The organism is Streptomyces gardneri (genome assembly GCF_006539185.1).
GTDB lineage: Bacteria > Actinomycetota > Actinomycetes > Streptomycetales > Streptomycetaceae > Streptomyces > Streptomyces gardneri.
In genome coordinates this window covers 1-26,106 of the sequence record NZ_BJMN01000036.1, presented here as the reverse complement: position 1 = coordinate 26,106, position 26,106 = coordinate 1, and the positions used below count along the sequence as shown (strand labels likewise).

General features: G+C 70.5%; 23 protein-coding genes. 11 read left to right on the top strand and 12 right to left on the bottom strand.

What is annotated here, in order from left to right; translation table 11 throughout:
- Window positions 1-13: 13 nt before the first annotated feature.
- From SGA01_RS26475 to SGA01_RS26460, 4 genes are all read right to left on the bottom strand, one after another.
- The gene (locus SGA01_RS26475; RefSeq protein WP_141299100.1) at window positions 14-1,726 is read right to left on the bottom strand and encodes a GAF domain-containing sensor histidine kinase; all 1,713 of its coding nucleotides are present in this window, start codon (window positions 1,724-1,726) and stop codon (window positions 14-16) included.
- Window positions 1,727-1,787: 61 nt separating this feature from the next.
- Window positions 1,788-5,435, bottom strand: coding sequence for a thiol reductant ABC exporter subunit CydD (gene cydD / locus SGA01_RS26470; protein ID WP_141299098.1), 3,648 nt, complete (start codon window positions 5,433-5,435; stop codon window positions 1,788-1,790).
- A 29-nt stretch (window positions 5,436-5,464) separates the two neighbouring features.
- A complete protein-coding gene (gene cydB, locus SGA01_RS26465; RefSeq protein WP_141299096.1) occupies window positions 5,465-6,466 on the bottom strand; it encodes a cytochrome d ubiquinol oxidase subunit II in 1,002 nt (333 codons plus the stop codon).
- A gap of 18 nt (window positions 6,467-6,484) precedes the next feature.
- Window positions 6,485-7,993, bottom strand: coding sequence for a cytochrome ubiquinol oxidase subunit I (locus SGA01_RS26460; RefSeq protein WP_141299094.1), 1,509 nt, complete (start codon window positions 7,991-7,993; stop codon window positions 6,485-6,487).
- Window positions 7,994-8,196: 203 nt separating this feature from the next.
- Here SGA01_RS26460 and SGA01_RS26455 point away from each other — a divergent pair, with 203 nt between their 5' ends.
- Window positions 8,197-8,574: a cyclophilin-like fold protein gene (locus tag SGA01_RS26455; RefSeq protein WP_141299092.1), complete on the top strand. Its 378-nt coding sequence runs from the start codon at window positions 8,197-8,199 to the stop codon at window positions 8,572-8,574.
- Here the strand turns inward: SGA01_RS26455 and hisC are convergent.
- Window positions 8,571-9,668, bottom strand: a complete 1,098-nt coding sequence (gene hisC, locus SGA01_RS26450) for a histidinol-phosphate transaminase (RefSeq protein ID WP_141299090.1) — start codon at window positions 9,666-9,668, stop codon at window positions 8,571-8,573. The genes SGA01_RS26455 and hisC overlap by 4 nt on opposite strands.
- Before the next feature lie 369 nt (window positions 9,669-10,037).
- On the opposite strand from hisC, the gene SGA01_RS26445 reads away from it, so the two are divergent.
- The 3 genes from SGA01_RS26445 (at window position 10,038) to SGA01_RS26435 (ending at window position 13,669) form a co-directional block, all read left to right on the top strand.
- The gene (locus tag SGA01_RS26445; RefSeq protein WP_055642419.1) at window positions 10,038-11,144 is read left to right on the top strand and encodes a LacI family DNA-binding transcriptional regulator; all 1,107 of its coding nucleotides are present in this window, start codon (window positions 10,038-10,040) and stop codon (window positions 11,142-11,144) included.
- Window positions 11,145-11,407: 263 nt separating this feature from the next.
- Window positions 11,408-12,859 carry a metallophosphoesterase gene (locus tag SGA01_RS26440; RefSeq protein WP_141299088.1) on the top strand — a complete coding sequence of 484 codons (1,452 nt, stop codon included), beginning with the start codon at window positions 11,408-11,410 and terminating at the stop codon, window positions 12,857-12,859.
- A gap of 165 nt (window positions 12,860-13,024) precedes the next feature.
- Window positions 13,025-13,669, top strand: coding sequence for a hypothetical protein (locus SGA01_RS26435; protein ID WP_229918127.1), 645 nt, complete (start codon window positions 13,025-13,027; stop codon window positions 13,667-13,669).
- Window positions 13,670-13,770: 101 nt separating this feature from the next.
- Here SGA01_RS26435 and thiC read toward each other — a convergent pair whose 3' ends face one another.
- Window positions 13,771-15,540 (bottom strand): phosphomethylpyrimidine synthase ThiC, encoded by a 1,770-nt coding sequence (gene thiC / locus SGA01_RS26430; RefSeq protein WP_141299083.1) that lies wholly within the window; start codon window positions 15,538-15,540, stop codon window positions 13,771-13,773.
- A 199-nt stretch (window positions 15,541-15,739) separates the two neighbouring features.
- Between thiC and SGA01_RS26425 the strand changes: the two genes are divergently transcribed.
- Window positions 15,740-17,107, top strand: a complete 1,368-nt coding sequence (locus tag SGA01_RS26425; RefSeq protein ID WP_371866162.1) for a YibE/F family protein — start codon at window positions 15,740-15,742, stop codon at window positions 17,105-17,107.
- Window positions 17,108-17,194: 87 nt separating this feature from the next.
- On the opposite strand, the gene SGA01_RS26420 is transcribed toward SGA01_RS26425, so the two are convergent.
- The 4 genes from SGA01_RS26420 to SGA01_RS26405 all read right to left on the bottom strand — a co-directional run bounded on the left by SGA01_RS26420 (window position 17,195) and on the right by SGA01_RS26405 (window position 19,459).
- A complete protein-coding gene (locus SGA01_RS26420; RefSeq protein ID WP_024760447.1) occupies window positions 17,195-17,629 on the bottom strand; it encodes an SsgA family sporulation/cell division regulator in 435 nt (144 codons plus the stop codon).
- 138 nt (window positions 17,630-17,767) lie between these two features.
- Complete coding sequence (locus tag SGA01_RS26415) at window positions 17,768-18,538, bottom strand: IclR family transcriptional regulator (RefSeq protein WP_174867504.1); 771 nt, start codon at window positions 18,536-18,538, stop codon at window positions 17,768-17,770.
- Window positions 18,539-18,773: 235 nt separating this feature from the next.
- Window positions 18,774-18,992, bottom strand: coding sequence for a DUF5326 family protein (locus SGA01_RS26410; protein WP_141299079.1), 219 nt, complete (start codon window positions 18,990-18,992; stop codon window positions 18,774-18,776).
- Window positions 18,993-19,141: 149 nt separating this feature from the next.
- Window positions 19,142-19,459, bottom strand: a complete 318-nt coding sequence (locus SGA01_RS26405) for a cupin domain-containing protein (protein ID WP_055642424.1) — start codon at window positions 19,457-19,459, stop codon at window positions 19,142-19,144.
- A 51-nt stretch (window positions 19,460-19,510) separates the two neighbouring features.
- Here SGA01_RS26405 and SGA01_RS26400 point away from each other — a divergent pair, with 51 nt between their 5' ends.
- From SGA01_RS26400 to SGA01_RS26380, 5 genes are all read left to right on the top strand, one after another.
- On the top strand, window positions 19,511-19,888 hold the full coding sequence (locus SGA01_RS26400) for a phage holin family protein (protein WP_141299077.1): 378 nt from the start codon (window positions 19,511-19,513) through the stop codon (window positions 19,886-19,888).
- A gap of 9 nt (window positions 19,889-19,897) precedes the next feature.
- Window positions 19,898-20,389, top strand: a complete 492-nt coding sequence (locus SGA01_RS26395; RefSeq protein WP_141299075.1) for a low molecular weight protein-tyrosine-phosphatase — start codon at window positions 19,898-19,900, stop codon at window positions 20,387-20,389.
- A gap of 5 nt (window positions 20,390-20,394) precedes the next feature.
- Entirely contained in the window at window positions 20,395-21,525 is a 1,131-nt protein-coding gene (locus SGA01_RS26390; protein ID WP_141299222.1) for a cystathionine gamma-lyase, read from the top strand.
- 227 nt (window positions 21,526-21,752) lie between these two features.
- Complete coding sequence (locus tag SGA01_RS26385) at window positions 21,753-22,649, top strand: LysR family transcriptional regulator (protein WP_141299073.1); 897 nt, start codon at window positions 21,753-21,755, stop codon at window positions 22,647-22,649.
- Between the two features lie 35 nt (window positions 22,650-22,684).
- Entirely contained in the window at window positions 22,685-23,164 is a 480-nt protein-coding gene (locus SGA01_RS26380) for an NUDIX domain-containing protein (protein ID WP_141299071.1), read from the top strand.
- Here SGA01_RS26380 and SGA01_RS26375 read toward each other — a convergent pair.
- Both SGA01_RS26375 and SGA01_RS26370 read right to left on the bottom strand, forming a co-directional pair.
- Window positions 23,107-24,327, bottom strand: coding sequence for a globin domain-containing protein (locus SGA01_RS26375; RefSeq protein WP_141299220.1), 1,221 nt, complete (start codon window positions 24,325-24,327; stop codon window positions 23,107-23,109). The two genes, SGA01_RS26380 and SGA01_RS26375, sit on opposite strands and share 58 nt — an antisense overlap.
- A 108-nt stretch (window positions 24,328-24,435) precedes the next feature.
- Window positions 24,436-25,107, bottom strand: a complete 672-nt coding sequence (locus tag SGA01_RS26370) for an HAD family hydrolase (RefSeq protein WP_141299069.1) — start codon at window positions 25,105-25,107, stop codon at window positions 24,436-24,438.
- Between the two features lie 101 nt (window positions 25,108-25,208).
- Here SGA01_RS26370 and SGA01_RS26365 point away from each other — a divergent pair, with 101 nt between their 5' ends.
- Window positions 25,209-26,072, top strand: a complete 864-nt coding sequence (locus SGA01_RS26365; RefSeq protein WP_141299067.1) for a GNAT family N-acetyltransferase — start codon at window positions 25,209-25,211, stop codon at window positions 26,070-26,072.
- The last annotated feature ends 34 nt before the right edge of the window (window positions 26,073-26,106 follow it).

Sequence of the window (26,106 nt, the reverse complement as noted above, 5' to 3'; positions counted from 1 at the left end):
CGTCGCCCCGCACCTACAGCGGGGCCTCCCACACCACCGTCGTGCCGCCGCCGTCCTCCCCGAGGCCCGGCCCGCACCAGCTCGCGCCGCCCAGCGACTCGGCCCGCCGCGCCAGGTTCCGCAGACCGCTGCGCCGCCCGCCCTCCGGGAGGCCGACGCCGTCGTCCGCGACCGAGAGCCGCACCCCGGCGGAGCCGTCCGGCAGGGTGACCGTGGCGTCGAGGACCACCTCGATGCGACTCGCCTCCGCGTGCCGGAAGGCGTTCGAGAGGGCCTCGCGCAGGGCGGCGATGAGGTTCTTCCCAGTGAGTTCGCCGACCGCCGAGTCGATCACGCCGAGGAAGCGGTGCGCGGGCTTGAAGCCGAGCGGCACGGCCGCCATGTTGATCTCCCGCAGGACACGGGTGCGCAGCCCCGACGGGGCCTCGGCGGGCCCCTGCTGGAGCGCGAAGATCGCCGTACGGATCTCCTGGATGGTCACGTCCAGCTCGTCCACGGCCTTGCCCACGCCCTCGCGCACGGCCGGCACGATCGACTTGCGCTGGGCGCTCTCCAGCATCATGCCGGTGGCGAAGAGCCGCTGGATGACCAGGTCGTGCAGGTCGCGGGCGATCCGGTCCCGGTCCTCGTACACGGCGAGACGCTCCCGGTCCCGCTGCGCGTCCGCCATCATCAGCGCGAGCGCCGCCTGCGAGGCGAACTGCGTGGCGAGTGTCCGCTCCGTCTCCGTGAACGGGCGCCCGCCCCGCGCCCGGGGCGTGGCGAGCGCGCCGAGGACCCGCCCGCCGCTCTGCAGCGGCAGCATCATGCTCGGCCCGTACGCGGACGTCAGCCGGCTGATCATGCGCGGGTCCGTCGAGGCGTCCGCCACGAAGACCGCCTCGCCCTTCAGGAGCTGCTCGACCACGGCGCTCTCGGGCGGAATCACGACGCCCAGTGACTTGGTGGCGCGGGGCGAGGAGACGGCGACGATCTCCAGGCCCCCCTCCTCGGCGGGCAGCAGCACGATGCCGGCGTCCGCGTCGGCGAGCCGGCGCGCCTGCTCGGCGACGACCGTGAGCGCGTCGTCCGCGTCGCCACCGGAGAGCAGGGCCGTGGTGACGGCGACCGAGCCGTCGATCCACCGTTCGCGCTGCCGGGCGGCCTCGTAGAGGCGGGCGTTGCCGATGGCGATGCCCGCCTCCGTGGCGAGCACCCTGACCATGTGGACGTCGTAGTCGTTGAACTCGCCGCCGCCGTTCTTCTCGGCGAGGTAGAGATTGCCGAAGATCTCGCCCTGGACCCGGATGGGTACGCCGAGGAAGGTCCGCATCGGCGGATGCCCGGGCGGGAAGCCGGCCGCGCGCGGATCGGTGGACAGGTCCGCGAGGCGGATCGTCTGCGGGTCGCGGATGAGCGCGCCGAGCAGCCCGGCGTGGCCGTCGGGAGGGTGCCCGATCCGCTTGGCCACGTCGTCGCCGACACCGAAGGTGACGAAGTCGGAGAGTCCCTCGCCCTCCTCGTCGACGACGCCGATCGCGGCGTAGCGGGCGTCGGCGAGTTCGGCGGCCGTCTCGCAGATCCGGTCGAGGGTGGAGTGGAGTTCGAGCCCCGTACCGACCGAGCGCATGGCCTCCAGGAGCTGCGGTACGCGGGCGGTGAGCTCCGTGGACAGCCCCTGGAGGCTGCGGGTGGCCTGAGTGGCGGCTTCCAGGGGATCCGAGGGGTCGGGCGCGGCGGCGGTCATGAGCTTGAGCCTAGTTAGTCCGATTTGGCGAGAAAAGTCGGCCGGTCGCCCGCTGCCGTTCTCATGACCCGGACACGGCCCGGCTCGACGCTGCCCCGACGACGAGCAGATCCGTCTCCCGCTCCTGCTCCAGCATCCGGCGCAGCGGGCCGTCCGCCTCCGCCAGCTCGGCATACGGGCCACGCTGCACGGTCCGGCCCTCGGCCAGGACGACCACCTCGTCGACGGCGTCGAGCCCGTGCAGCCGGTGGGTGATGAGGACGGTGGTACGGCCCTCCGTGGCCCGGAGCAGGTCGTCGGTGAGCGCGTCGGCGGTGGCCAGGTCGAGGTGTTCGGCCGGCTCGTCGAGAACGAGGACGGGGAAGTCGGCCAGCAGGGCGCGGGCGAGCGCGAGGCGCTGCCGCTGCCCGCCGGAGAGCCGGGAGCCGTGCTCGCCCACGAGGGTGTCGAGCCCGTCCGGGAGGCCGTTCACCCAGTCGAGCAGCCGGGCTCGGCGCAGCGCCTCGCGCAGCTCCTCGTCGCTCGCCCCGGCCTTCGCGAGCCGCAGGTTCTCGCGGACCGAGCTGTCGAAGATGTGGGCGTCCTGGGCGCAGAGGCCGACGAACCGTCGCACCGCGTCGCCGTCGAGCTCCCAGGCGGGCACGCCACCGATCCGGTACATGCCGTTCTCCACGTCCAGGAACCGCAGCAGCACCTGGGCCAGGGTGGTCTTCCCGGAACCGGAGGCGCCGACGACGGCGACCCGGCGCCCGGCCTCCAGGGTGAGCCCGAAGTCGGCGAGCGCCATCCGGTCCTGCCCGGCGTGCCGGGCGGAGAGCCCGGCCAGCTCCAGCGGGAACGGATCCGCCGGGGGAGTCCCGGGCCCGGCCGGCTCGTGTACGGGGACGGGGGCGTCGAGCACCTCGAAGACGCGCTCGGCACTGTGCCGGACGCGCTGCCGGTACTGGACGGCGAGCGGCAGGCCGGTGACGGCCTCGAAGGCGGCGAGCGGCGTCAGGACGACCACGGCGAGGGCCACTCCGTCGAGCCGCCCGTCCCGTACGGCCTGGACGCCGACGAGTGCGGCGGCCGCGACCGTCAGGCCGCAGACCGTCGCGGAGAGACCGGCGCCGAGCGCGGTGGCCGCGGCCTGCCGGGAGGAGATGGAGGTGAGGTGCCGGTCGGCGGTCCGGGTGCGCTCGACCCGGCCGGGCAGCGCGCCCGCGACCGTCAGCTCGGCGCAGCCGCGGAGCAGGTCGGCCACCGCGGTCGCCAGGGCGCCGCGCGCGGGGGCGAGCCGGCGTTCCGCCCTGCGGGCGACGGCCCCGCCGATCGCCGGGACGGCGATGCCCGCGACCAGCAGGCCCACGGCGAGGACGGCCCCGGCCTCGGGCAGCATCCAGGCCGTGAACCCGGCGGAGGCGACGCCCACGACGAGGGCGGCGCCCACCGGGAGCCACCAGCGGAGCCAGTAGTCCTGGAGCGCGTCGACGTCCTGGACGAGGCGGGAGAGCAGGTCTCCGCGGCGGGTGCGGCGCAGCCCGGCCGGGGCGATCCGCTCCAGGCGGCCGTAGACGGAGACCCGGAGCTCGGCGAGCATCCGGAGCACGGCGTCGTGCGAGACGAGCCGCTCGGCGTACCGGAAGACGGCCCGGCCGATGCCGAAGGCGCGCGTGGCCGTGACGGCCATCATCAGGTAGAGCACGGGCGGCTGTTCGGAGGCCCGGGAGATGAGCCAGCCGGACACGGCCATCAGCCCGACGGCCGATCCGAGGGCCAGGCTCCCCAGCAGCAGGGCGAGCGCCATGCGGCCCTTGAGCTCTCCGGCCATGTCCCGGACCCGCCCGAGCACCGACCTCCCGGAGTCGGCCCCGGCTGCCTCGTCCGACACCTCGCCGGGTCGAGCCCGCGAGTGGTCCGACTCCGACACGACGGATCCCGAGGACTCCGCACCGGCCCGGGCCACGGACCCGACGCCGACCTCACCCCCGACTCCGGTCCCGACCCCGACTCCGGTCCCGACCCCGGCCTCGACCTCGACTCCGGTCCCGACCTCGACCCCGACCTCGCCCCCGGCCGAATCGGCCTCCACGGCCGCCGGGACCAGGCTCACCACGCGGTCCGCGACCGCGAGCAGCGCCGGACGGTGGACCACCAGCAGGACCGTCCGGCCGGCCGCGAGGCGGCGGACCGCGTCGACGACGGCCGCCTCCGTCTCACCGTCCAGCGCGGCCGTCGGCTCGTCGAGCAGCAGCAGAGGCCGGTCGGCCAGGAACGCCCGCGCGAGCGCCAGGCGTTGCCGCTGGCCCGCCGAGAGGCCGGCGCCGTCCTCGCCGAGCAGGGTGTCGAGCCCCTCCGGAAGCCCCGTGACGAACCCGTCCGCCCCGGCGTCCCGCAAGGCTTCCCGTACGGCCTCGTCGGAGGCGTCCGGGCGGGCCAGCCGTACGTTCTCGGCGATCGTCCCCGCGAAGAGGTACGGGCGCTGCGGCACCCAGGCGATCCGCGACCGCCACGCCTCCAGGTCCAGCGTCGCGAGGTCCTCGCCGCCGACCCGGACGGAGCCTCCCTCCTCCGGCGCCACGAAGCCGAGCACCACATCCAGGAGCGTCGACTTCCCGACGCCACTCGGCCCGACCAGGGCCACCGTCTCGCCGGGCTCGACCGTCAGCGTCGCCGCGTCGAGCGCCGGTTCGGCGCGCCCCGCGTGCCGTACGGTCACCCGGTCGAGCTCCAGCCGCACGGAGTCCGGAACCGCCCCCGTACCGCCGGCGCGTACCGGCTGCTCCAGGACCTCGAAGATCTCCTCCGCCGCCGCGAGTCCCTCGGCCGCCGCGTGGTACTGCGCGCCGACCTGCCGCAACGGGAGGTAGGCCTCGGGCGCCAGGATCAGGATGACGAGCCCGGTGTACAGGTCGAGCTCGCCGTGGACGAGCCGCATGCCGATGGTCACGGCGACGAGCGCGACCGACAGGGTCGCGAGGAGTTCCAGGGCGAAGGAGGAGAGGAAGGCGATCCGCAGGGTGCGCATCGTCGCCTGCCGGTACTCCGAGGTGATCGCCCGGATCGACTCGGCCTGGGCCTTCGCCCGGCCGAAGATCTTGAGAGTGGGCAGGCCCGCCACGACGTCCAGGAAGTGGCCGGAGAGCCGGGAGAGCAGCTTCCACTGCCGATCCATCCGCGCCTGCGTGTACCAGCCGATGAGGATCATGAAGATCGGGATGAGCGGCAGGGTGACGACGATGATCGCCGCCGAGACCCAGTCCTCGGTGACGATCCGGGCGAGGACCGCCACCGGCACGACCACCGCGAGACCGAGCTGCGGCAGATACCGCGCGAAGTAGTCGTCGAGCGCGTCCACGCCCCGCGTCGCGAGCGCGATCAGCGAACCGGCCTTCTGGCCGCTCAGCCACCCGGGCCCGAGCGCGGCCGACCGCGCGAGGAGCCGGCCGCGGAGTTCGGACTTCACCGCCGCGCTCGCCCGATGGGCGGCGAGCTCGGTCAGCCAGGAGACGAGCCCGCGCCCCACCGCGACTCCCGCGAGCAGCAGCAGGGGGGTGGTCAGATCGGAAACCGCCAGGCCCTTCTGGAAGGCCCCCACCACGATCTCGGCGATGAGCATCGCCTGGGCGACGACCAGCGCCGCCCCGGCCAGACCGAGCACGACCACCGCGGCAAGGAAGAAACGGGTGGCCCGGGCGTACCGGAGCAGACGCGGGTCGATCGGTTTCACGTGAAACATGCCCCTCTGGTGAGCGTCGGCTAGTGGGCGTCAGCGATGTGCTGTGTGCCGATGCGCTTACGGAACACCCAGTAGGTCCAGCTCTGGTAGAGCAGCACCAACGGGGTCGCGATCGCCGCGCACCAGGTCATGATCTTGAGCGTGTACGGGCTCGACGACGCGTTCGTCACGGTAAGGCTCCACTCGGGGTTGAGCGAAGACGGCATGACGTCGGGGAAGAGGGCGAGGAAGAGCATCGCCACCGCGGCGGCGATCGTCACGCCCGAGAGCGCGAACGACCAGCCCTCGCGCCCCACCTTGATGGCACCGATCGCACCGACCAGGGCCACGAAAGCGACCAGCATCGCCCCGAGGCTCCAGCTGTCCCCCGTGTCGACCTGGGTCCAGATCAGGAAGGCGAGCGCGAGCACCGCCGTGACCAGGCCCAGCTTGAGCGCGAGCGCCCGGGCGCGCACCCGGATGTCACCGACCGTCTTGAGCGAGGCGAAGACCGCGCCGTGGAAGGTGAAGAGGGTGAGCGTGACCAGACCGCCGAGGAGGGCGTACGGGTTGAGGAGGTCCCAGAAGGTGCCGACGTACTCCATCTCCGCGTCGATCTTCACGCCACCGACGATGTTGCCGAAGGCCACACCCCAGAGGAACGCGGGGATCAGGGAGGTCCAGAAGATGGCCTGCTCCCAGTTGCGCTGCCAGTTCTCCTCGGGCCGCTTCGCCCGGTACTCGAAGGCGACACCCCGGACGATCAGGCAGACCAGGATGATCAGCAGCGGCAGGTAGAAGCCGGAGAAGAGCGTCGCGTACCACTCGGGGAACGCGGCGAAGGTCGCGCCGCCGGCGGTGAGCAGCCACACCTCGTTGCCGTCCCAGACGGGACCGATCGTGTTGATGAGGACCCGCTTCTCGGCCCGGTCGCGGGCGAGCAGCTTGGTCAGGACGCCGATCCCGAAGTCGAAGCCTTCGAGAAAGAAGTAGCCGATCCAGAGGACGGCGATGAGTACGAACCAGACGTCGTGGAGTTCCATGCCTCGTTCTCCTGAGCCTCAGTACGAGAAGGCCATGGGCCGGTCGGGGTCACGGGAGTCCCCGCCGATCTTGGTGGGCGGGTTGAGGTCGTCCTCGGTGAGCTCCGGCGGTCCCGCCTTGATGTATTTGACGAGGAGCTTGACCTCGATCACGGCGAGGACTGCGTAGAGGGTGGTGAAGACGATCATCGAGGTGAGTACTTCACCCTGGGAGACGCCGGGGGAGACCGCGTCACGAGTGCGCAGCACGCCGTAGACGACCCAGGGCTGACGGCCCATCTCGGTGAAGATCCAGCCCCAGGAGTTGGCGATGAGCGGGAAGCCCATGGTCCAGAGGGCGATGATCCAGTACCACTTGGTGAAGCGGGGGCTGAGCGCCTTCCGCTTGAACAGGACCAGGTTCGGCACTTCGTCCTCACCGGTCCGCATCCCCGGCGCCAGCATGAACTTCTTGCGGGTCAGCCAGAGGCCGAGCATGCCGATGCCCAGCGAGGCCATGCCGAAGCCGATCATCCAGCGGAAGCCCCAGTAGGCGACGGGGATGTTGGGCCGGTAGTCGCCGGGCCCGAACTTCTCCTGCTCGGCCTTGTTGATGTCGTTGATGCCCGGGACGTACGAGCTGAAGTCGTCGTTCGCGAGGAAGGACAGCAGCCCGGGGATCTCTATGGCCACCTTGTTGTGGCCCTTGTCGACATCGCCGTAGGCGAAGATCGAGAAGGGTGCGGGAGCCTCGCCGTCCCAGAGGGCCTCGGCGGCGGCCATCTTCATCGGCTGCTGCTTGAACATGACCTTGCCGAGCAGGTCACCGCTGATGGCGGTGCCGAGGCCGGCGATGATCAGGGTGATCAGGCCGAGCCGCAGCGAGGTCCGCATCACCGGGATGTGCTTCTTCCGCGCCAGGTGGAAGGCGGAGATGCCGACCATGAACGCGCCGCCGACCAGGAAGGCCGCCGTCATGGTGTGGAAGAACTGGGTGAGGGCGGTGTTCTGGGTGAGCACCAGCCAGAAGTCGGTGAGCTCCGCCCGGCCGCGCTCCTCGTTGATGCGGTATCCGACGGGGTGCTGCATCCAGGAGTTCGCCGCGAGGATGAAGTAGGCGGAGAGGATGGTGCCGATCGACACCATCCAGATGCAGGCGAGGTGGATCCGCTTCGGCAGCTTGTCCCAGCCGAAGATCCACAGGCCGATGAACGTGGACTCGAAGAAGAAGGCGATGAGCGCCTCGAAGGCGAGCGGGGCACCGAAGATGTCGCCGACGAAACGGGAGTAGTCGGACCAGTTCATGCCGAACTGGAACTCCTGGACGATGCCGGTGACGACACCCATGGCGATGTTGATCAGGAAGAGCTTGCCCCAGAACTTCGTCGCCCGGAGGTACTTCTCCTTCCCGCTCCTCACCCAGGCGGTCTGGAGACCGGCGGTGAGTGCGGCGAGGGAGATCGTCAGGGGGACGAAGAGGAAGTGGTAGACGGTGGTGATGCCGAACTGCCAGCGCGCCAGAGTCTCTGGCGCAAGAGCGAGGTCCACGTCGTTTTCTCCTTACATCGCCGTGGTCACATCGGCAGTTTGCCCCGTTAATCCCACCAAATTAGGGAGGAAACAGGACACGCTTGTGAACGCGTTCACATTCACAAGCATTATGGCTCATACGAAATCCGTACCTTCAGTCGGGGTCCCCCTACCGAAGGTCACCTCTTCCCAGAGCCTTCAACATATTGTTGAATCCGGGCATGACCCTTCGGATACGCATCGTCTGGCCCGCCGGACACACCACGGCGACCCTTGAGGAGACCCCCACGAGCACAGCGCTCGCGAGGGCCCTCCCGATCTCCTCCACCGCCCGGACGTGGGGCGAGGAGGTCTACTTCGACACTCCGGTCTCCGTCCCCGTCGAGGACGGCGCACGCCAGGTCGTCGAGCCCGGCACGGTGGCCTTCTGGACGGACGGCGACGCGCTCGCCCTCCCCTACGGCCCGACCCCGATCTCACGCGGAGACGAGTGCCGGCTCGCGAGCCCGTGCAACCTCCTGGGCGCGCTGGACGGCGACCCGCGGATCCTGGCCACCGTCAGGGACGGCGACCCGATCCGCGTGGAAGCCGTGGACTAGCCCTCCTTGCGGAAGCCCTCCGCCGCCTTCAGGAACAGGTCGTTCGCCTCGGTCTCACCGATCGTGACGCGCACGCCCTCACCCGCGAACGGCCGCACCATCACGCCGTGCCGCTCGCACTCCGCCGCGAAGTCCAGCGTCCGCTCACCGAGCCGCAGCCAGACGAAGTTCGCCTGGGTGTCCGCCACGGTCCAGCCCTGGGCCACGAGCCCCGCGTGGACCCGCTCGCGCTCGGCCACCAGCGAGCCGACCCGGCCGAGCAGTTCGTCCTCGGCCCGCAGCGAGGCCACCGCCGCGTCCTGCGCCAGCTGGCTCACCCCGAACGGGACCGCCGTCTTGCGCAGCGCCGCCGCCACCGGCTCGTGGGCCACCGCGAAGCCGACCCGCAGCCCCGCCAGGCCGTACGCCTTGGAGAACGTACGCAGCACGGCGACGTTCGGCCGGTCGCGGTAGAGCTCGATGCCGTCCGGGATGTCGGCGTCGCGGACGAACTCGCGGTACGCCTCGTCGATCACGACCAGGACGTCGGAGGGCACCCGGTCCAGGAAGCGCTCCAGCTCGGCCCGGCGGACCGCGGTGCCCGTGGGGTTGTTGGGGTTGCAGACGAAGATCAGCCGGGTCCGGTCGGTGATCGCCGCGGCCATCGCGTCGAGGTCGTGCACCTCGCCCTCGGTCAGCGGCACCTGCACCGAGGTGGCGCCGCTGATCTGCGTGATGATCGGGTACGCCTCGAAGGAGCGCCAGGCGTAGATCACCTCGTCGCCCGGGCCCGAGGTGGCCTGGAGCAGCGACTGCGCGACCCCGACCGAGCCCGTGCCCGTCGCGATGTGCGAGACGGGCACGCCGAACCGGTCGGCGAGCTCCTGCATCAGGCCGGTGCAGGCCATGTCCGGGTAACGGTTGAAGTTCGCGGCGGCGGCCAGCGTGCTCTCCATGACCCCGGGCAGCGGCGGATAGGGGTTCTCGTTGGACGAGAGCTTGAAGGCCACGGGACCGCCCGTGGCGGCCGGCTTGCCCGGCTTGTAGGTGGGGACACCGTCCAGCTCGGCGCGCAGCTTGGGGCTGCCGGTGCTCGTCCCGCTGGTCTCGCTCACAGTGTGGCCTCCTCGACCGTCCGTACCGCCAATACTCCTCACCTTATGAGGATTCGCCTCCGGTGCGAATGGCCTGTGGACAACAGGAGGGACACGCTGTGGAAAGAGGGGGAGCGCGGGTCTGGGTGGCGCGCGCCGGTGGCGGGCGCCGTGGCGCGCATCCCCCGTAGAGGTGAGTTGAGACCTCTTCGAGACCTCGCCCCTTCGCCAGGCCTACGGCGTTCGGCAACCCTAGGTCGCATGAAAGAGCCCTTAACTGCCTTCGATTCCATGCCTGTTGAGGTGTTTCGATCATGCAGAAACGTGCCTGCCAATGCCTGCATATGCGACCGTCCCGACCGCCCCTCATCGCCCTACTATCGGCTCGCCATGACAGCAGCAGGGAAGCACCAGGTGAGCCGGGCACAGACCCGGGGAAGCCGGCAGGGCCGGGCAGGCATCCGGGACGTGGCCGCCGCCGCCGGGGTCTCCATCACGACTGTCTCCGACGCGCTCAACGGCAAGGGCCGACTCCCGGACGCCACCCGCCGCCACGTCCGCGAGGTCGCCGACCGGCTGGGCTACCGCCCATCCGCGGCGGCCCGCACGCTTCGTACGGGTAAGTCGGGACTCATCGGCCTGACCGTGACCACGTACGGGGATGAACCTTTCACCTTCACCGAATTCGCATACTTCGCGGAGATGGCCAGAGCAGCCACATCGGCGGCACTCGCCCGGGGCTACGCCCTGGTCATCCTCCCCGCCACCTCCCGCCATGACGTCTGGTCGAACGTCGCCCTCGACGGCACCGTCGTCATCGACCCCTCCGACCATGACCCGGTCGTCACCGAGCTGGTCCGGCAGGGCCTCCCCGTCGTCTCCGACGGACGCCCCGCCGGCACCCTTCCGGTCACCGCCTGGGTCGACAACGACCACGAAGCCGCCGTCCTCGATCTGCTCGACCACCTCGCCGACGCCGGCGCCCGCCGCATCGGTCTCCTCACCGGAACCACCACCGACACGTACACCCGCCTGTCCACCACCGCGTACCTCAACTGGTGCGAGCGGGTCGGCCAGGACCCCGTCTACGAGGCCTATCCGGCGCACGATCCGTGCGCGGGCGCCGTCGCGGCCGACCGGCTGCTCGCCCGCCCGGACCGACCCGACGCCGTGTACGGCCTCTTCGACCCCAACGGAACCGACCTCCTCGCGGCCGCGCGCCGCTACGGACTGCGCGTCCCGGAGGACCTGCTGCTGGTCTGCTGCAGCGAGTCCACCGTCTACGCCACCACCGAACCGCCCATCACGACGCTCTCGCTCAAACCACGCAGGATCGGCACGGCCGTCGTCCAGCTCCTCATCGACGCCATCGAGGGGATCGATACGGACGGTCCGGTCGAGCAGGTGATACCGACCGAACTCATCGTCCGCACCTCCTCACAGCGGCGCTCGCCACGCACCACGGTCAGCCCGCCGCGCTCACCCGCGAAGGACTGACCGAGACTCACCCGACCCGCCGCCCCCGCCCCTGCCCGTGGGCAGGGGCGGCGAAACCGAGCACCGTACCGGCCTCAACCCTGGACTGGACCTTCTCAATTCGGGCGAAACAACCGGTGAACCCGGAGTGGACCCGGATTCACCACCCCTGGTGCGTCACACAGGAGGACCCTCATTCCTATGATGGGCGGACGACATCGTGGTCCACCCCGACCAGGCCGGTCCACGATGTGCAGGGCATCGCGACGGTGGTGGAGGGGTCCATGACTCAGGGGGCCGGGCAGGAGCCCGTGGTGCGCACGGCGACATTGCGCGACTTCCGCGTACCGCCGTACGCCCGGGTGCCCGTACAGGGCCACGCCGTCGAGCCGACGGCCGAGCACCTTCCGCCGGCCGAGGCGTCCACCCAGGTGTCGGCCGAGACACCTCTCCAGGCGCCGAGCGAGGCGGCCGGCCACGCCCCCGCCGAGACGCCCACCGCCCCGCCCATGCCGGCCACCGCGCCTGCGCGGACCGTCGAGGCGGCACCGAGCGGGTCGCTCCCCGTCGTCGGCGCACCCCCGTCCGCGCCTGCGCCCGCGCCCGCCGCCGACGCGCCCGCACCCGCCCACGTACCCGCGCCCGCGCCCGCGCCCGCAGACCCGACCCTCCTCCTGGGCCGCCGCGTCGCCCCCGCGTTCACCGGTGCGGGCCACACGACCAGCACGACCGGCTCCTCCATCGTCTCGGTCGCCACCGGCCACCCCGGCAGCGCCTTCCCCGAGGGCGACCTGCCCGAGGGCTACACGCCGACCGAGCGCGACCTCCCGGTCATCAACCGCGGCGACACCGTCCAGGTCCGGGTCGCCCCCGACGCCGCCACCGCGCCCGACCCCGCCGCCACGACCGGCGACGGCCCCGGCCCCCTCTACGTCGTCGGCGACGTCCACGGCTACCTCGACGAACTCGTCGGCGCCCTGCGCGCCCAGGGCCTCGTCGACGAGAACGGCGGCTGGGCCGCGGGCAACGCCCGGCTGTGGTTCCTCGGCGACTTCACCGACCGCGGCCCCGACGGCATCGGCGTCATCGACCTCGTCATGCGGCTCTCCGCCGAGGCCGCCGCCGCCGGCGGCTACTGCAAGGCCCTCATGGGCAACCACGAACTGCTGCTGATCGGCGCCAAGCGCTTCGGCGACACCTCGGTCAACTCCGGCGCGGGCACGGCCACCTTCCAGGCTGCCTGGCTGCTCAACGGCGGCCAGAAGCACGACATGGACCGGCTCCAGGACGTCCACCTCCAGTGGATGTCCCGGCTCGACGCCGTGGTCCTGGAGGACGACCACCTCCTCCTGCACTCCGACACCACCGCGTACCTCGAATACGGCGAGACCATCGAGGACGTCAACGAGACGGTCCACGAGATCCTCAACCGGAGCGACGCCGACGAGGTCTGGGACGTGTTCCGCAAGTTCACGAAACGCTTCGCGTTCCGAGACGAGGGCGGACCGCAGGCCGTCCAGGAGCTCCTCTCCACCTACGGCGGCAGCCGGATCGTGCACGGCCACAGCCCCATCCCGTACCTCCTCGGCCAGGTCGGCACGGAGGAGAGCGAGGGCAACGGCGGCCCGGTCATCGACGGACCCCACGTGTACGCGGACGGTCTCGCGATCGCCATGGACGGCGGTGTGACCATGGCCGGAAAGCTGCTGGTCGTCGAACTCCCCCTGAACGGCTGACGCATAACCCTGCGCATCCGGGGAAGTCGATTTCCGGAAACACCCTGTCAGCCCGTGGCGTCACCGCAATACCATCGGACCATCCGTAGCAGGCTCTCCTCCGTTTCTGCCCGATCGGCCGTTCTCCACGGCTGATCCGGGCCTGCGGAGCATCGGGGGATGCACATGAACGTGGCTCCGTACCTGCTGACCGAGGATCGCGCCGAGTACGAGCGGGTCCTCGACGACGCACTGAGCACCGCCCACGCACGTCCGGATCTCGCCGGAGTCGGGACACGACTCACGGTGGGACAACTGCGCTCCATGGCCCTGAACGCGACAGCGCTGATCACCACCGCGGCGTCGAGCGAGTACGACCACTTCGTCAAGGTCCGCGAGCAGGGCCGCATCGCGGTCGCCACCCGCGTACCCGCCCCGCAGGACGGCACCGGGGCGGGGATCGTCGCGATCTTCACCGTCATGGTGCCCGTGCTCTCCGGGTCGGCCGCCTTCATCTTCCTGCTGGTCGGCGCACTCCTGCACGCGATCGCGCCCACCGTGGTCTTCGGGGCGACGCTGCTGACGGCCGGTCTGGTCTTCGGTGCGGTCGCCGCCGCCGGCCTGCTCTGCGCGGCCGCCGGTCTCCTCCGGACCGCCCTGCGCAACAGCCCGACCGCGACAGTCACGGCCGGTACGCCCGCCACCTCGGCGGACGACGAGCTGTCCCGCGCCCGTGAGGCCTGGCGCCTCGCCCTGCTCGAACGCGGCGTCGTCCCCTTCCTCCGCGCCGCCCTCGCGGCCACGGACCCGGACGACGGCACCTCCACCTGACGAGCCACCCCCACCCGACAGCGGCACCTCCGCCGACAACGGCACCGGCCCGCGACTCCCCCGTGGGTCGCGGGCCGGTGCCTGCTCGGATGCCGCCGCGGTCAGTCCGCCAGCGGCAGGTAGACGCGGTTCCCGCTCTCCGCGAACTCCTTCGACTTCTCCGCCATCCCGGCCTCGATCTCCTGCTGCGTGCCACCGTGCTCACGCCGGATGTCCTGGGAGATCTTCATCGAGCAGAACTTCGGACCGCACATCGAGCAGAAGTGCGCGGTCTTCGCGGGCTCCGCCGGCAGCGTCTCGTCGTGGAACTCGCGCGCCGTGACCGGGTCGAGAGCCAGGTTGAACTGGTCCTCCCAGCGGAACTCGAAGCGCGCGTCAGAGAGCGCGTCGTCCCATTCCTGCGCGCCCGGGTGCCCCTTGGCGAGGTCCGCCGCGTGGGCGGCGATCTTGTACGTGATGACGCCCGTCTTCACGTCGTCCTTGTTGGGCAGGCCCAGGTGCTCCTTGGGCGTGACGTAGCAGAGCATGGCCGTGCCCCACCAGGCGATCATCGCCGCGCCGATGCCCGAGGTGATGTGGTCGTAGGCGGGCGCCACGTCCGTCGTCAGCGGGCCGAGGGTGTAGAACGGCGCCTCCTCGCAGATCTCCTGCTGGAGGTCGATGTTCTCCTTGATCTTGTGCATCGGGACGTGGCCCGGGCCCTCGATCATCGTCTGCACGTTGTGCCGCTTGGCGATCGTGTTCAGCTCGCCGAGCGTACGCAGCTCCGCGAACTGCGCCTCGTCGTTGGCGTCCGCGATCGAGCCGGGGCGCAGACCGTCGCCGAGCGAGTACGTGACGTCGTACGCCGCCAGGATCTCGCAGAGCTCCTCGAAGTTCGTGTAGAGGAAGTTCTCCTTGTGGTGGGCGAGACACCAGGCGGCCATGATCGAGCCACCGCGCGAGACGATGCCGGTCTTGCGGCGCGCGGTGAGCGGCACGTACGGCAGGAGTACGCCGGCGTGCACCGTCATGTAGTCGACGCCCTGCTCGGCCTGCTCGATGACCGTGTCCTTGTAGATCTCCCAGGTCAGGTCCTCGGCCTTGCCGTCGACCTTCTCCAGGGCCTGGTAGAGCGGCACGGTGCCGATCGGCACGGGGGAGTTGCGCAGCACCCACTCGCGGGTGGTGTGGATGTTGCGGCCGGTGGACAGGTCCATGACCGTGTCCGCGCCCCACTTGGTCGCCCAGGTCATCTTCTCCACCTCCTCCTCGATGGAGGAGGTGACGGCGGAGTTGCCGATGTTGGCGTTGACCTTCACCAGGAACCGCTTGCCGATGATCATCGGCTCGATCTCAGGGTGGTTGACGTTCGCCGGGAGCACCGCGCGGCCCGCGGCGATCTCCTCCCGTACGACCTCGGGCGAGACGTTCTCGCGGATCGCGACGTACTCCATCTCCGGGGTGATCTCGCCCCGGCGGGCGTACGCGAGCTGCGTCACCGCCTGGCCGTCCCGGCCGCGGCGCGGCAGGCGCGGGCGGCCGGGGAAGACGGCGTCGAGGTTCTTCAGCCCGCCGCCGCGCGGCGACGTGTGCTTGATGCCGTCGTCCTCGGGGCGCACGGGGCGGCCCGCGTACTCCTCGGTGTCGCCGCGCGCGATGATCCAGTTCTCGCGCAACGGCGCCAGGCCGCGCCGTACATCGGTGTCGATGGTGGGGTCGGTGTACGGCCCGGACGTGTCGTACAGCGTCACGTCCTTGCCGTTGGTGAGGTGCACCTGACGGACCGGGACCCGGAGGTCGGGGCGCGAACCCTCGACGTAGCCCTTGTGCCAGCCCGGCGCGCGGCCGTCCTGGTCGGAGGCAGGCGTGCGTGCATCCTGAATGGTCATGAGACCGATCTCCCTACGCCGGCATTACCCGGTAACAGGTTCGGCGGTCGGCGCAGCCTCCTCCCGTACGTGCGTACGGTGATCAGCGCCCTCTCAGCCCGGTGCTCCGAGCTCCCGCGTGTGCAAAGGTGTCACCACGCTAGCGCCATCCCTGGCGTGCTGAACAGTGGGCCCCCACCGTTCTTGCGATGATCGGTCGGTGACTTCCCCCCAACAGCAGCCCGAGCCGCACGACCACGCCCACGGTCCCGACCACGGACACGGACACGCGACCGGGCACGGGCACAGCCACAGCCACGGCCCCGCCGCCCCCGTCTCCCAGCATCTGCGCAAGGTCATCGCCGCGGTCCTGATCCCCTTCGCCACCGCCGTCCTGGTCGGCCTCGTGGTCCTGTGGCCCGGTGGCACTCCGGCGCACGAGCGCACCGGGGTCGGCTTCGACCGGCAGACCGAGCAGGGCACGGTCGTCTCCGTCGAGCAGGTCGACTGCAAGGACGTGAACGCCGCCCAGGTCCCCCCGACCGGGGACACCTCCACCCCCGAGGGACGCGAGGCGGTCAACGCCCAGCAGGGGCAGTGCGAGAAGGCGACGATCGAGGTCACCAGCGGTGCGGAGAAGGGGCGTACGTTCACGGAGATCGTGCAGCCGGACGCGCCGCGCCAACTGCACGAGGGGCAGGGCGTGGTGGTGGCGTACGCCCCTGACGCCCCGCGCGACCTGCAGTACTCGGTGACGGACGTGAACCGGAAGCTCCCGCTGACGGTGCTCGCCGGGATCTTCGCCCTCGTGGTCGTGCTCGTCGGCCGGATGAAGGGCGTGATGGCGCTCATCTCGCTCGCCGCGAGCTTCCTGGTGCTGACCTTCTTCATCCTGCCGGCGATCCTGGAGGGCTCGAATCCGCTGGTCGTGGCGGTGGTCGGGTCGAGCGCGATCATGCTGATCGCGCTCTACATGTGCCATGGGCTCTCGGCCCGCACCTCGGTCGCGGTGCTCGGCACGCTGATCTCGCTGCTGCTGATCGGTCTGCTCGGCTCGCTCTTCGTCGGCTGGGCCTCGCTCAGCGGCAACACCGACGACAACACCGGCCTGATCCACGGTCTCTACCCGGACATCGACATGTCCGGTCTGCTGCTCGCCGGCATCATCATCGGTTCGCTCGGCGTGCTCGACGACGTGACGGTGACCCAGACCTCCGCGGTCTGGGAGCTGCACCAGGCCGACCCTCGCATGGGGCCGCGTGCGCTGTACCGGGCCGGGATCCGGATCGGCCGCGATCACATCGCCTCGGTCGTGAACACCCTGGTCCTCGCCTACGCGGGCGCGGCCCTGCCGCTGTTGCTGCTCTTCTCGATCGCGCAGAGCAGCATGGGGACGGTGGCCAACAGCGAGCTGGTCGCGGAGGAGATCGTCCGGACGCTGGTCGGGTCGATCGGTCTGGTCGCTGCCGTGCCGGTCACCACGGTCCTCGCGGCGCTGGTGGTCTCCGCCGACCGGCCGGGATCCGATGCCGGCGGGCAGCCCCGGGCTGCGGCGGTACGGGGCGGTCGGCGCCGCCGCGCGAAGTAGGGATTCCGGGTGTGGGCTGGTCCGCCCCGCACTCCCGCACCCCGTACTCCGCGTCACGTCCCCGCTGCGCGCCTCGGCCGGCGGGACTCAGCCGGCGTTCTCCTCTGCCAGAATCCGGCCGAGTGCAGCCTCCAGGTTGTCCTCGAAGTCACCGAGTGTCCGTTCCTGACCAAGCGGAACCAGCTTGTCCGTGCGGTCGAGGAAGGCGACCAGCGGCGGCGCGCTGGCCCGGAACAGGGCGCGGTCGCCGCCCACCTGGAGCCGGATGGAGACGTCCGAGAGCCCCTCGGGGTCCGTCGGGGCGATGTGCACGTCCCCGTCCCCGCTCGGCCTGTTGATCCCGTCGAGCAGCAGTTCCCTACCGAACGCCCAGGTCACGGGCGCGTCTCCGGGGAGGTGGAAGGTCATCCGGACCGCGTAAGGATCCCGGGTCTCGTAGCGCAGCTCGACTGGGATCTTGAAGCAGAGCTCCTCGGAAACGAGGAAGCTCATCAGAACCTCGGCCTGAACCGACTCTCGCATCATGTACCCCGCAGTAGATGAAGCAGTTGTGTAAACACAGCTGCTGAAAGCTGTGACCGAAACGGCCAGGAATGATCCCCCGTGGCCCTCTTGACGCAATCGTGCTGTACGCGCTAGCAGATCACAAGGAGTGATTTTTCAGATACTGATAGAGAACGCGAGCGAACTGAAGAGCCTTCCGATCTCCGTACGTAGCCGCTCGACTGCTGGGAGCAACCGTTCTTCCTGGTGAAGGGGGAGGGAAATGGCCATCGCGGCCGCCGCGGAACCCGCCGTGATGGGAATGGCGGCACATACCGTGCCGAGCGCATATTCCTGACGCTCTACCAGGGGCTCCATTCGCCCCAAACCGCCCAAACGATCCAAAAGGACACGGCGGTTACGCACCGTGTACGGAGTGATGGCTTCCACTGGATGGCGGTCGAGGTGGTCTTGACGAGCCTTCAGATCGAGTTGACTCAGCAGGCACTGCCCGATGGCGTGCGCGTGCGCGGTCTCGCGGAAGTCGGCCCACTCCTCCACCGCGGGGGCCGAAGGGGTGTCCGCGACGGCGACGAGTTCGATCTCTCCCTCGCGGTAGAGGGCGAAGTACACCGGCACACCGATCTCGTCCCGCCAGCGGGCAAGGGAGTCTTCGATCTTGATGCGACGATTCTGCACAGCTCCGCCGCCGGCCAGTCGGACAGCGGCGTCGCCAAGGACGAACACACCCTTCTCACGGCGCAGATAGCCCTCGTGCGTCAGGGTGCGGAGCAGGTGGTACGTGGTGGGCAGCGGGAGGCCCGTCTCACGGGCGAGCTGTTTGGCCGGGGCGCCGTCCGCATGGGAGGACACGGCCTCCAGAAGTCTCAGCGCCCGCTGCACCGAACCGATCAACGTAGGTGCAGCTGTCTGCGTAGCCGTGGCCAAAGGTCACCCCCAGGCGTGACGACGGATGCAGTGCATCCGCCCGCGGGGGCCGCCCCCGCGCGCCCGCCGGGCCTGGGAAACCGCTGGTCAGTACGAGGTCTACGCCCGTAGTCCCCAACACGGCGGAGGGATTCCACTCTAGTGGCAGCCCTTGGGGACCCGCCCGGATTCAACCCACGCGTCCCCCGCCCGGGCTAATGCCCGTCGTCGGTCCCCTACGGTGCCTCGGCTTGTGCTACCAGTCCTCGCGCGATCCGGCGGAGCCCTTGAACTTGCGCACGACGTAGACGAGTCCGGCGACGAGTGCCACAAAGAGCAGCACCTTGAACAGCAGCGCGACCACGAAGGTCAGGACGCTGGTGATCAGTCCGCCGAAGACGACCAGGACGAGAGCGGGTATGGCGACCCACTTCACCCACCAGGGCATCCCCGCGAGAATCTCCTGTACGGCCATGGTCCCTACCTCGCTCTCGAAGATTCGTTCCACGCACTCCGCGCCGAACACCCTCAAGGCTAGGGGCGGAAAGCGGCCCGAGGGGGCCCCGGGGCCCCCGCTCTCCCCTGATCCGCCCCCTAGGGGGTCGCCGCCTCCGCCCCCGAGGTTCAGCTCTCCGGCGGGGAGAAGACCACCAGGACCCGCAGGTCCTCGCTGATGTGGTGGAACTTGTGGGGCACCCCGGCCGGCACGTAGACCACGCTGCCGCGCGCCACCTGGGTCGTCTCCTCCCCGACCGTGATCGCCGCACGGCCGCTGACCACGAAGTACACCTCGTCCTGGCCGTGCGGCTGCTGCGGGTCGAGCGCCCCGGCGTCCAGCGCGTACAGGCCCACCGACATGTTCCGCTCCCGCAGGAACTGGAGATAGGCGCCCTGGTTCGCGGCGCGCTCCGCCTCCAGTTCGTCCAGCCGGAATGCCTTCATCGCCTGTCAGCCCCTGCCCTTGGCCCGATCATGTCTGCCACGATCAGACACATGAAGAATTTTGTAGTCAAGACGCTCGCCAACGCGGGCGCCCTGGGAGTCGCCATCTGGCTCCTCCAGGACATCACCCTGACCGGTGAGAGCACCGGCAAGAAGGCCCTGACCCTCATTCTCGTCGCCCTGGTCTTCGGCCTCGTGAACGTCTTGGTCAAGCCGATCGTCAAGTTGCTGACATTGCCGCTCTTCATCCTGACGCTCGGCCTGATCACCCTGGTGGTCAACGCCCTGATGCTGCTCCTGACGTCCTGGCTGGCCGAGCAGTTCGACCTCAGCTTCCACGTGGAGGGCTTCTGGACCGCCGTCCTCGGCGGCCTGATCATCTCCATCGTCTCGTGGGCGCTGAACGTCGTGCTCCCCGACGGCGACTGAGTGGAGACCATGACCTACCGCGTCTGCTTCGTCTGCACCGGCAACACCTGCCGCTCGCCGATGGCCGAGCACGTCTTCCGCAGACATGTGGAAGAGGCCGGCCTCGGCGGGCTGGTGGTGGTCGAGAGCGCCGGCACCGGAGTCTGGCGCGAGGGCGAGGACGCCAACCCGCGCACGGTCTCCGTACTCGAGGAGAACGGCTACGACTCCGCGCACACCGCCCGTCAGTTCCGGGCCTCCTGGTTCCCGGCCATCGACTTGGTGATCGCGCTGGACGAAGGGCACCTGCGGGAGCTCCACCGGCTCGCCCGCACGCCCGAGGAGGCGGCCCGGGTACGGCTGCTGCGCTCCTACGACCCGGCCGCCGGGGAGGCGCTCGACGTCCCCGACCCGTACTCCGGGGGCCGTGAGGAGTACGAGGAGTGTCTTGAGATGGTGGAGGCGTCGAGCGGAGGACTGCTCGCGGCCGTACGCCTGGAACTGGAGGACCGGACACCGTGACGGACATGGACATCGGCGACGGAACGCGCGCGGTACGGGCCGGGCTCCCCGAGCCCGTGAAGTACGAACCGACCCTGCCGGGCCCGGTCTTCGCGGCCCACTTCCACCTGCCGGGCGATCCGACCGGCCCGTACACCTACGGCCGCGACGAGAACCCCACGTGGACCCACCTGGAACGGGCGATCGGCGAGCTGGAGGCACCGGGGGAGCAGGACGTCGAGACGCTGGTCTTCGCCTCCGGCATGGCCGCGATCTCCGCCGTCCTCTTCTCCCAGCTGAAGGCCGGCGACGCGGTGGTGCTGCCGACCGACGGCTACCAGGCGCTGCCGCTGCTGCACGAGCAGCTGAGGGCGTACGGCATCGAGGTCCGCACCGCGCCGACCGGCGGTGACGGCCAGCTCGCCGTCCTCGAAGGCGCCCGGCTGCTCTGGATCGAGACCCCGTCGAACCCCGGGCTCGACGTCTGCGACATCCGGCGCATGGTGCACGAGGCGCACGCCGCGGGAGCGCTCGTGGCCGTCGACAACACCCTCGCCACCCCGCTCGGCCAGCGGCCCCTGGAGCTCGGCGCGGACTTCTCCGTCGCCAGCGACACCAAGGGCATGACCGGGCACGGTGACGTCCTGCTCGGGCACGTGAGCTGTCGGGATCCCCGGCGGGCGGCGGAGGTACGGCGCTGGCGCAAGGTCGTCGGCGCGATCCCCGGCCCCATGGAGGCCTGGCTCGCCCACCGCTCGCTGGCCACCCTCCAGCTGCGGATCGACCGGCAGTGCTCCACCGCCCTGTCCCTCGCGCAGGTGCTCGCCGAGCGCGCGGACGTGACCGGGCTGCGCTACCCGGGGCTGCCAAGCGACCCCTCGCACGCGGTGGCGGCCCGGCAGATGCGGCGCTTCGGCCCGGTGGTCTCCTTCGAACTGGCGGACCGGAAGCGGGCCGAGCGGTTCCTCGAAGAGCTGCGGCTCGTGGACGACGCCACCAGCTTCGGCGGCGTGCGCTCCACGGCGGAGCGGCGCGGGCGCTGGGGCGGGGACGCGGTCGCGGAGGGCTTCATCCGCTTCTCCGTGGGCGCCGAGGATCCGGAGGATCTGATCGCCGATGTCCTGCGCGCCCTCGACGAGGCCGGGGCCGCGGGCTGAGGGGCTGGTGGCGGCAGGAACGGGGCGCTCCGAGCCTCCCCCCTCGTGGCTCGGAACGCCCTCGGTTCCACGCGCGGAGACCGCCTGAACAAGGCTAGTTGACTGTGCGTCAGTGTCCAATCACGGTAGCGACAGAGACCTATCGACTTATTTATAGTTGGACGGTCCTGAGGCGCAGTCAGCCGACCGCCTGAGTCGAACGGCCGCACGGCCGGGAGGGGGCGGACATGGATCTGGCCCTGCTGCGCACGTTCGTCACGGTGCACCGGGCCGGCTCCTTCACCCGCGCCGCCGCGCTCCTGGGTCTCTCCCAGCCCGCCGTCACCAGCCAGATCAGGACCCTGGAGCGGCAGCTGGGCCGGCCGCTCTTCCTCAGACAGGCGCGCGGGGTCACGCCGACGACGATCGGCGACGAGCTCGCGCACCGTGCCGCACCCCATCTGGACGCCCTGGTCGAGATCGCCGAGACCGGCCTCGACGAGGAGAGCGGCGTCCGTACCCTCCATGTCGCGGGGCCCCCGGAGTTCACCGCGCTCCGCGCGTTGCCCGCGCTCACCCCGCTGGTCGGCCAGGGTCTCGCCGTGCGGGCGACCTTCCTCGGGAACTCGGAGGAGATCCTCGACGGGCTCGCCGCGGGCCACCACGATCTGGCCCTGACGACCGCCCGCCCGCGCGGCGGTCTCTTCGTGGCCACCCCCCTCTGCGACGAGGAGCACGTGCTGGTCGCGGCCCCGCGCTGGGCGGCGCGGCTCGCCCCCGAAGTGCTGCTCGGCAAGGATGCGGTGGTCCTGGAGCAGCTTCCGGTGGTCGAGGTGCACGAGTCGCTGCCGTTCGTCTCCCGCTACTGGGCCGCCGTCTTCGAGACCAAGCCCGCGGCGGCCGCGACCGTGATCGCTCCCGACCTTCGAGCCGTACGGGACTCCGCCGCATCGGGTGCCGGTCTTGCCGTCCTGCCGCGCTATCTGTGCGAGGAGGCTTTGGAACAGGGTCGGCTCGTGGCGCTGCTCGATCCTCCGGTGCCTCCGCTGCGGACGTACTTCCTCGTCGTACGGACCGGCACGCTCGCGCTCTCGCACATCGCGCGGGCCCACGAGGGGCTATTGCGGGCCGCCGCGGACTGGTGAGTTTCAGGACACCCCGGACGGGCCATTTTCTTCCCATGACCGAACGGCCCGTGATCAAGCGCACCGCACGCGCCATCCTGCTCGACGGGGACGATCTCGTCCTCATCAAACGCACCAAGCCGGGGATGGATCCCTACTGGCTCACGCCCGGTGGCGGCGTGGAGCCCTCCGACACCACCGTCGTCGAGGCCCTGCACCGCGAGGTGCACGAGGAGCTCGGCGCCAAGATCACCGACGTGGTGCCCTGCTTCGTCGACACCGTCGAGCACATCGTCGACGGCGGGGTCTCCGGAGTGAAGGTCCAGCACTTCTTCGTGTGCCGGCTCGGCTCCATGGACCCCTCCCTCCGGCACGGCCCCGAGATCGACGAACCGATCGGCGAGTACGAGATCGTCCGGGTGCCGTTCAGCCGGGTGGGCATCGCCGCCGTCCACCTCGTCCCTCTCTCCCTGCGTCACTACCTCGACGGCAACATCGAGGGGGTCCTCGCCATGCACGCCCCCGACCTGGGCTGATCACCGCTCGCGGGGGTGAGCTCCGCCAGGAAGTCGTGCCGGATGCGGTCCGACGGCACCCCCGCTCCGCGCAGGGCGTCGACGCCCCGGCGGACCATGCCGAGCGGGCCCGAGAGGTAGGCGTCGCGCTCCTCCCAGGGCCCGTAGCGGCAGACGGCGTCCGGGAGCCGCCCCTGTTCCTCGGTGACCGGGTGGACGGAGAGCCAGGGGAAGGTCTTCTGGAGCCGCAGCATCGTGTCGATGTCGTAGAGGTCGTGGCCGCTGCGCGCCCCGTAGAAGACGTCGACCGGCCGTCGGTCGCCGTGCTCGGCGACGTCCTCGACCAGGGCCCTGATCGGCGCTATCCCGGTGCCACCGCCCAGACAGAGCAGTCCGCTGTCGGTGGAGTGGTCGACCGTCATGGAGCCGGCCGGCGGACCGAGGCGCAGGACGTCCCCGGGGCGTGCCCGGTGGACCAGCGCGTTGGACACCCAGCCCGCCGGGACCGCCTTGACGTGGAGGGAGAGCAGCCCGTCGGGCCGGGGCGCCGAGGCGAAGGAGTAGTGGCGCCAGATCCGCGGCCACCAGGGGGTCTCCAAGGTCGTGTACTGCCCCGCCAGGAAGGGGTACGGCTGGTCGGGGCGGAGGGTGACCACGGCTACGTCGGGCGTGCGGAGATCGTGGGACACCACCTCGGCCTGCCACCAGGCGGGCGCGTGCTCCTCGTTCTCCGCCGCGGCGTCGATCATGATCTGGGAGATCGTCGTGTACGTACGGACCCAGGCCGCCTCGGTCTCCGCGTCCCAGCTCGCCGTGGCGTAGCGGACGAGCGCTCCGATGAGGGCCTCGCCGACGGCCGGGTAGTGGGCGGCCTTCGTGCCGTACTTGCGGTGTCCCTTGCCGAGGTTCTCCAGATACGCGGTGAGGACGGGTGCGTCGTCCAGGTGCTCGGCGGCCGTCAGGAGGGCCTTCAGGAGCCGGTCCCGCTGGGTGTCCATGGCCGCGGGGAACATCTCGCGCAGCTCGGGGTTCCGGACGAAGAGCAGGGCGTAGAAGTACGAGGTCACCTGGTCGGCGACGGGTGCGATCTCCGCCAGGGTGCGGCGGACGAGAACCGCGTCGGGGGAGGCCTCTTCGGGTATTCGGGCCCCCGTCCCGTCCTTCGGGGTGGTCGGAGCATCCATCATGTGCCTCGCCTCACGCTGGCCGGCTTCCGTGCCCGCAGCATGACCGCTCCGAGCACCGCTTCGGACGGAAAGCGGTGTTCTCGGGACATAGGGCCGGGTTTCTGGCTAAGCTGCGCGGTTTCGGACCAAGTCGTAGGCCTCCCGCAGGTCCCCTCCGGCATAGCTGTGGCGGGAGATCCCGGCGAGATGATGGTCCGCGTTCACGGCCACGGTGTCCCGCACGATCGCAAAGAGCTCGGCGTCGGACATCGAGTCCCCGTAGGCCACGCAGTCGGCCCACTCCACCCCGTACTCCGTGCAGAGCTCCCGAGCGATCCGCACCTTCGCCGCCGCGTCGAGGATGCCGGGACGGTGGATCGGCTCGGTGAAGGGGACGGCCGGCCAGCGTGAACCGTGCACCGTGTCGACGCCCCAGTCGAGCAGGCGCTCGACGAAGAAGTCGGGCGAGAGCGAGATGACCGCGCAGCGCTCACCCCGGGCTTTGATGTCGGCCCAGACCTCGCGGATGCCCGTCAGCCAGGGCGCGCCCTCGAAGGCGGCGTCGACCTGCTCCGGGGTGAGCGTGGACCAGAGGTCGCGGGCCCGCACAGCGAACTCGTCCGGAGTGAGACCCCGCAGAAAGCCCTCCTCCAGCGCGGCGATCTCCTCCAGGAGCCCCAGTTGCCGGGAGATCTCCACAGCGGCGGCCGACCCCCTGATCAGGGTGCCGTCGAGGTCGAAGAGGTGCAGCCTGCCGTGTCGGGATTCCATGGATTCACTCGGTTTCACGTGAAACATCGTCCGCATCCCATGGGGTGGAATCAACGCCTCCCCGGGTAATCGGCCGGATCTCGTAAACCGGTGGACGGACGATCATCGATTCGGTCAGCCTGAAAGGCATGCCGACTTCCCCCTCAGCTCTCGCTCAGCTCCCCATCCGGCGCCTCACCGCGGACGATCTCCTCGGCTGCGCCGACCTCTCCGAGAACAGGGGGTGGCCGCGCGAAGAGCACAAGTGGGGCCACCTCCTGACCGCGGGCACCGGATACGGCATCGACGACCCGTCCGGAACGGGGCTGGTCACGTGCTGCGTGGTCACCTCGTACGGCCCGGAGCTCGCCGCGATCGGCATGGTGCTCGTCGCCGAGGCGTACGCCCGCCAAGGCGTGGGACGCCGACTCATGCAGCACGTCCTGGCCGAGGCCGGTGACACCCCCCTCACCCTGCACGCCACTCCCAACGGACAGCCCCTGTACGAGCAGCTGGGATTCATCGAGACGAGCCGGTCCGAGATGGTGTGCGGACGGTTCAGCTTCACCACGCCCGCCCCGGACGTCCCCGTCCGCCCGGCGACCGCCGAGGACCTCCAGGCGATCCTGCGCCTGGACCGCGAGGTCTTCGGCCTCGACCGCACGCACATCCTCACGCGACTGCCCGCGTTCGCGGACCATCTGCGGGTCGCGGAGGAGAACGGCGAGATCACCGGCTTCGCTGCGGCGTGGCCCAACATGGCCACCCATGTCGTCGGGCCGCTCATCGCCAAGGACACGGCCACGGCCCAGGCGCTGATCGCCTCGCTGGCCGCCGCCACGGACCGACCGCTGCGCACGGACATCGACGTGCGCCACACGACGCTGCTGAGCTGGGCGAAGGAGAACGGCATCGACTCGATCGCCACCAACGGCGTCATGGTCCGCTCCCTCCCGGACCTCCCCGGCGACTGGCGTCGACGCTTCGCTCCCCTGACCGTCGCGGCCGGCTGATGACCGTCGCGGCCGGCTGACGCCGGCCCGCCGG